The sequence below is a fragment of the Nonomuraea mesophila genome (assembly GCF_004352805.1).
GTDB classification, from domain to species: domain Bacteria; phylum Actinomycetota; class Actinomycetes; order Streptosporangiales; family Streptosporangiaceae; genus Nonomuraea; species Nonomuraea longispora.
In genome coordinates, this window is sequence record NZ_SMLD01000289.1 from 1 (window position 1) to 6,459 (window position 6,459).

The following is a 6,459-nucleotide window of genomic DNA, read 5'->3' on the forward strand; positions in this document are numbered from 1 at the left end:
GAGCTGGGGCTGGGTGAGGAACAACGCGCCGGTGAGGTCGGCGCCCGACAGGTCGGCCCCGCGCAGGTCCGCCCCGATGAGGTCGGCCTCGCGCAGATCGGCGCCCCTCAGGTCGGCCCCGATGAGGTAGGCGCCGCGCAGGCCGGCCGCGCGCAGGTCGGCCCCGGCCAGACGGGCCCCGATCAGGTCGGCTCCCCTGCGGTCCTTGCCGCCCCGCCCGCCCCTGACCAGCTCGCTGACCTTCAGCAGCAGCGTGTTGACGCGCGCCCGCTCCGCCTCCACGTCGAGCCCGGCCAGCTCGCCGGCGTCCAGCAGGGTGAGGCGCTCGGTCTCGGCGAGGGCCTGGGCCAGCTCCGCGTGCAGGGGCCGGACGGTGTCGAGCGCCAGCCCCTCCGCCAGATACCACAGCAGCTCGTGCAACTGCCGCATGACCGGGAACACGGTGTACATCTGCCGGGCCGTCTCCGGCGCCTCCCGCCAGCTCCTGCCCTCGAACGTGACCTGCGAGACCTTCTGCCCCGCGCCGAAGCAGTCGAAGACCGTGCACCCCGCGAAGCCGCTCTGCCTGAGCCGGTCATGGATGGAGCAGCGGAAGTCGTCGCGCAGGTGGCGGCAGGGCTGCCCGGCGTCCTTGTCGGCCGCGAAGTCCGCCGAGGCCGAGAACGGCAGCGCCACGCAGCACAGCCCGAAGCAGCTCTCGCAGTCGGCCAGCAGGCCGAGCTCGCGCGGGTTCGTTCCGGGCAACTGCTGCTCCTCGCGGGTGACGAAACGTGACCCTTCAGCTTATTCAACTATGTGTGTACGGCGTCGTCGTGGTGAGCGGCGTGAACCCGAGCCGCTCCAGGATGGGCCGGCTCTGGCTGGACGCGTCCACCTGCAGGTAGGAGTAGCCGCGCGCGACCGCTTCCCTGGCCCGCCAGGCGACCAGCGCGCGGTAGAGGCCCCGCCCGCGCCGGCCGGGGACGGTGCCGCCGCCCCACAGGCCGGCGAAGCCGGTGCCGGGGTACAGGTCCATCCGCGCCGCGCTGACGGGCACGTCGCCGGCCAGGGCGAGCACGGCGTTGAGCGTGCCGTCCGCGAGCCCGTCGAGGAGGTGCCGTCTGAGAGGGTCGCCGTCGTCCGTGCCGAACGCGCGCTCGTGGACGCCGGCCATGAGGTCCACGCCGTCGGCTGTGGTCACCGGGGCCAGGCGGACGCCCTCCGGCAGGGCGAGCGGCGCTGCCGCGATCGTGGCGGCCTCGGCCACCATGACCGTCTCCTCGGGCCCGGCGGTGAACCCGGCGGCCAGCAGCCGGTCGCCGAGGTCGGCGGGGCGGTCGTGGGCGTACAGCTTCCACTCGAACGCCAGCCCCAGCGCCCCGAAGTGCCGCACCTGCCCGGCGATCGCCGCGTCGGCGCCCTCCTCGTCGAGGTCCGACCACAACACGCCGTTCCAGCCGTGCGAGGGGCCGGTCTGGCGCACCACACCGCCCGCCCGCTCGATCCGCCGCCCCGGCCCGTCGGGGCGGGCCTCCTGCCGCAGCCGCCGGTCGAACAGGGTCAGCACCTCGTCAGGATCCATCCGGACAGCTCAGCAGTCCGGCGCGCACCGGGCAACCGGGTTTCAGCCGCCGTAGCGCCGCTGCCGCGCCGCGAAGCTCCGCAGCGCGCGCAGGAAGTCGATCTCGCGGAAGGCCGGCCAGTACGCCTCGCAGAAGTACAGTTCGGAGTAGGCCGACTGCCAGAGCAGGAAGTTCGACAGCCGCTGCTCACCGCTGGTGCGGATGACCAGGTCGGGGTCGGGCTGCCCGGCGGTGTACAGGTGCGGGGTGATGTCGTCGACGGTCAGCGTCGAGGCCAGCTCCACCATGGACTGCCCCGACTCGGCCCGCTCGTACAGCAGCTCGCGCAGGGCGTCGACGACCTCCTGGCGGCCGCCGTACCCGATGGCCAGGGTGAGGTGGAAGCCGGTGGCGCACGTACGGGTCGCCTCGACGGCGCTCTTGAGCGTGCGGGCCGTGGTGTCGGGCAGCATGTCGAGCATCCCGGCGACGTGGACCTGCCAGCGGGCGTCGGGCCGGTCGAGCCGGTCGGCGACCATGCGCTCGATCACGCCCAGGAGCGACGTCACCTCCTCGTCGCCGCGGCGCTGGAGGTTCTCTGTCGAGCAGAGGAACACGGTCAGATGCTTGATGCCCAGTCCCTCGCACCACGACAGGACGTCGGCGATGTGCTCGGCGCCGGCTTTGTGGCCGAGGCCCGGGTGCGCCAGGCCCTTCTGTTTGGCCCAGCGCCGGTTGCCGTCCATGATGAGGCCGACGTGGCCGGGAAGGGGGCCCGCCATGACCTGCCGGCGCAGGCGCCGGGCGTAAAAGGCGTGAAGGAGGTCAGTCGTCTGCACCCCACCAGCATGGCGTGCCTGGCCGACTGGTACCGGATCTTTCCTGATATTGCCGACCGCTACCCGTCTCTCACTGCTCCGTGAACGCCAGTTTCGCCCCGAGCGCCGCTTCAGGGCGGCTCGTCCCCTTCCTCACCGGTACGCGGCCAGGCGTCGCCCCAGCCGGTGTCCCTGGCCAGCCGGTAGAGCTCTCCCTGCCGTCTGGACACCGTCACGTCGCGTACCGACTCCTCGTCCGTGCACACCCGCAGGGACACCATGCCCTTGCGCCTTCCCGGGTGCCGCAGGACCCTGGCGCCGGCCCTCGGCCACCTCATCGTCGTGGCGGCCACGTAGGAGAACCTCTCGTCCTCGAAGCCGAGAGTGCCCGCCTTGACCCTGCGGTGCAGGGCGCTCCTGGGCAGACGTACCGAGAAATGGCACCAGTCCTCGCCCTGGCGGATCGGACAGGGGCCGTCGTGAGGGCAGGGGGCGACGATGCTCAGGCCGTGCGCCGCCAGGACCTCCCGCGCCGCGGCGATGGTGGCGTAGCCGGCCGGGGTGCCGGGCTCGACGATGACCACCATGGCGGCGTCCGCGGCCAGCCAGCGCAGGGCCGCCGGGCGCTGCTCCGGGGGGAGCTCGCCCAGGGCGTACGCCATGGTGACCAGGTCGGCCGCGGGCCGGTCGAGACCGGGGCCGGCGGACGCCCGCCGCCACGTGGTCCCGCGGAGGGCCGGCGAGGCGCGGGCCAGGCGGCGGCCGAGGTCGATGGCATGGGGGTCGCGTTCGACGACGGTGACCTCCTTGATGGACGGCCAGGCGCCGGCCGCCGCCCAGATCGCCGCCCCGGTGCCGCCGCCGACGTCGAGATGCCTGCGGGGCAGGAAACCGGGCACCGCCGCCCGGTGCAGTGCGGCGGCGGTGGCGGCGTAGGTGGCGGGCATGCGCACGGCGGCGTAGGCGGCGACGTCGGTCTCGCCGCGCAGGTGCACGCCTCCGGCGCCCGCGCGGTAACGCTCGCTGAGCCGCGCCGCCGCCTCCGCCAGGTCACGCGCCGGGTAGCGGGCGAGTTCCCGGTCGAGCCCGGCTCTGAGCTCACGGGGAAGCAGGGCCCCGCTCACCGCTCCCCCACCCCGGCGGATGCGAGGGCCGGGCCGGTGGCGAGCGGGAAGAAGGCCGGATGGATGACGGGGACGCCGTCGCAGGGACGGCTGAAATCCGCGCCGGGACGCGCGGAGCTGAGGGCAGGCAAAAGAGCTCCTCGGACGGGAGGAAAACGGTCGTGTGCGCGTGCGACCGCTCCAGGCGAGGAGCCTCAGGCGCCGGACAGGATCCGGCGGCCTCGTGCCGGCAGGGGATGCGCATCGCATCGCCGGCGCGGCGGCGCGATGAGCGGGGCCCCGCTCAGTGAGGTGTCTCGTGCCCTCGCCTCGAAGCGGTGGCGATGACCTCACAGGTGCGCATACGGACCCCTCTCCATCCGGTGTCACCGTTCCTGGACGCCTGCGATTCTCCGATGAGGGGCGGGGGCGCGGCCACTGCTTTTCGCCCGCTGCTCCGGCCGCGTGTGCTGCCTGCGGCGTACGTCACGTGTGGCCAGGAACAGCAGCACCGCCCAGACGGCGCAGTAGGCGCCGAAGACCGCGCCTCCGCGGCCGGTCAGCAGCGCGCCGCCCGTCATCCCCACCGCCCCCACGGCGGCGACCGCCGTGCACACCCCGTGCAGCCCCAGCACCACCAGGTACGGCAGGCGCCTCGTGAACCGGATCCGTCCCGCCAGCAGGATCGCCATGATCACCACCCCGGACGCCACGTTGCCCCACTGGGCCAGCGCCACCTCGCCAGGCCCGTACGCGGCGTAGCTGTCCGGGGACACCTGCGGCCCGCCGGTGACGCCCAGCCTGCCCTCCAGGGCGTAGACGACCTTCGACGCCACGTACAAGCCGGTCCATGCGATACCCGCCATCACGATTCTCATGGCATCGACTCTGCCGACGGGGCCGCCGCCGGAGCTCCCCCGTCAGGGGGATGATCCTCCCCCTGCGGAGCCGTTCCCCGCTGCGCCGGTGGCGAACGGCGGCGTTCCCCCGCACCGTCCCGCGTTAGTGTCCACCGCATGGTGAAGGCTCGCGACGTCGCGATCTCCTGGGAGGAAGCCGGTCCCGAGCAGCCCGCGGGCACCGTGGTGCTGCTGCATGCGGCGGTGGCCGACATGCGCATGTGGGACCACCAGTTCGCGGCGCTGGCGCGGCGCCACCGTGTGGTCCGTTACGACCTGCGCGGTCACGGCCGGTCCGGCGACGCCGACGGCGAGGTCTGCCACCACGAGGACCTGCTCGCCGTCATGGACGCCCTGCGGATCGAGCGAGCGGCCCTGATCGGCTCCTCGATGGGTGGCGCGTACGCCGTGGAGGCCGCGCTCACCGCCCCTTCGCGGGTCGCCGGGCTCGTCCTGATCGGCTCGGGCCTGGCCGGTCACCAGTGGCCGCAGGAGATGCTCGACCAGGCCCGCGAGCGCGTGCACAGCTCGGTGCCGGCCGACCGGCTGGCCCGCTACCGCGCCGGCACCGCGGATCGCGTCGATCCCGCCGACGTGCGTGCGATGGCCGAGGCCCACACGCTGTGGCAGGTCGCCGGCCCTGACCGTGGCCGCGACGCCCTGTCCGGCGAGGTGTGGGCGGCGGCGGTGGAGATGTGCCGGCTGGTGTTCGAACGCTCGTGGTCCGGCCCCCGGCCGGCCGAACGCCTGCTCGACCCGCCGGCGGCCACCCGCCTGTCCGAGATCGCCGCGCCGACCCTGGTGATCAACGGCCTGGCGGACGTGCCCGGCATCCAGAAGGTGTCCGGCCTGCTCGCCGCGGGCATCCCGGGCGCCCGCCGGCTCGACCTGCCGGACACGGGTCATCTGCCCCCGCTGGAGCGGTCCGCGGAGGTGAGCGCGGCGCTGGTGACGTTCCTCTCCGAGGTCTTCCCCTGACGGCCGTGCATCCGTATGAGCCGTCTCGTCAGAACCTCGGCACGACCCTGATTGACAGAAGTCGGGCATTTCGTACTAATTGCTTCGTCGCCACACGTGTCGCGAAGCCCACCACAAGGTCACGGGAGCCCACCTCATGCCCGACTACGGTCACGACCTGCTCTTCGGCGCCAACATCGTGCCGCACGCCCAGCGCGCGGACGCCGTCGTGGCCGCCGCCCGGCTGGCCGAACAGGCCGGGCTCGACCTGGTCACCTTCCAGGACCACCCCTACCAGCCGGCCCTTCTCGACACCTGGACACTGCTCTCGTACGTGGCCGCCGCCACCGGCACCATCCGCCTGGCCGGCAACGTGCACCCGCTGCCGCTGCGGCCGCCCGCCATGCTCGCCCAGGCCGCCGCCAGCCTCGACCTGCTCAGCCACGGGCGCTTCGAGCTCGCCCTCGGCAGCGGCGGACGCCAGGACGCCATCGCGTCCATGGGGGTGCCCGGCCTGCCTCCCGGCCAGGCCGTGGACGCGCTGGAGGAAGGCATCCGGATCATCCGCGCGGCCTGGGACACCGGCGCCCCCGGCCGCCTCACCTTCGACGGCCGGCACCACCAGGTCGAAGGGCTGCGACGAGGGCCGAGTCCGGCTCACGACATCGGGATCTGGCTCGGCGCGTACAAACCGCGCATGCTCCGCCTCACCGGCCGGCTCGCCGACGGCTGGCTGCCCTCACTGCCCCATCTTCGGAGCATCGCCGAGATCGGCGAAGGCAACGCCGTCATCGACGAGGCCGCCGAGGAGGCGGGCCGCTCGCCCCGCGACATCCGCCGCCTGCTCAACCTCGCAGAGGAGCTTCCTCCCGCCCAGCTCGCCGAGCTCGCCCTCACCCACGGCGTCAGCGTCTTCCTCCTCCTCACCGGCGACCCCGGCCTGATCCGGCGCTTCGCCGCGGAGACCGTCCCCGCCGTCCGCGAACTCGTCGCCGCGGAACGCACCACCGTCCGGCCCGGCGACGACCGCGCCGCCGCCGACTCGCCGGGCACGTCGTTGCCCGTCACTCCCACCCCCGACGACGGCGTACGGCTCACCGACGTCCGCGTCTGGGACGAGAGCACCCGCCCCACCGCGCCC

The 6,459-nt window shown here is 73.7% G+C and carries 7 protein-coding genes; 2 read left to right on the plus strand and 5 right to left on the minus strand.

What is annotated here, in order from left to right; genetic code table 11:
- From E1295_RS46500 to E1295_RS46520, 5 genes are all read right to left on the minus strand, one after another.
- On the minus strand, positions 1–744 hold a 744-nt coding region (locus tag E1295_RS46500), incomplete at its 3' end, for a pentapeptide repeat-containing protein (protein WP_132641566.1).
- A gap of 43 nt (positions 745–787) precedes the next feature.
- Positions 788–1,561 carry a GNAT family N-acetyltransferase gene (locus E1295_RS46505; RefSeq protein ID WP_132641568.1) on the minus strand — a complete coding sequence of 258 codons (774 nt, stop codon included), beginning with the start codon at positions 1,559–1,561 and terminating at the stop codon, positions 788–790.
- Positions 1,562–1,603: 42 nt separating this feature from the next.
- Entirely contained in the window at positions 1,604–2,323 is a 720-nt protein-coding gene (gene uppS / locus E1295_RS46510) for a polyprenyl diphosphate synthase (RefSeq protein ID WP_132641578.1), read from the minus strand.
- 167 nt (positions 2,324–2,490) lie between these two features.
- Positions 2,491–3,483, minus strand: a complete 993-nt coding sequence (locus E1295_RS46515) for a small ribosomal subunit Rsm22 family protein (RefSeq protein ID WP_246081221.1) — start codon at positions 3,481–3,483, stop codon at positions 2,491–2,493.
- Positions 3,484–3,848: 365 nt separating this feature from the next.
- Positions 3,849–4,340 carry a hypothetical protein gene (locus tag E1295_RS46520; RefSeq protein WP_132641572.1) on the minus strand — a complete coding sequence of 164 codons (492 nt, stop codon included), beginning with the start codon at positions 4,338–4,340 and terminating at the stop codon, positions 3,849–3,851.
- A 138-nt stretch (positions 4,341–4,478) separates the two neighbouring features.
- Here E1295_RS46520 and E1295_RS46525 point away from each other — a divergent pair, with 138 nt between their 5' ends.
- Both E1295_RS46525 and E1295_RS46530 read left to right on the plus strand, forming a co-directional pair.
- Positions 4,479–5,339 (plus strand): alpha/beta fold hydrolase, encoded by an 861-nt coding sequence (locus E1295_RS46525; protein ID WP_132641574.1) that lies wholly within the window; start codon positions 4,479–4,481, stop codon positions 5,337–5,339.
- 136 nt (positions 5,340–5,475) lie between these two features.
- The coding region (locus E1295_RS46530) for an LLM class flavin-dependent oxidoreductase (RefSeq protein ID WP_132641576.1) at positions 5,476–6,459 on the plus strand (984 nt) is incomplete at its 3' end.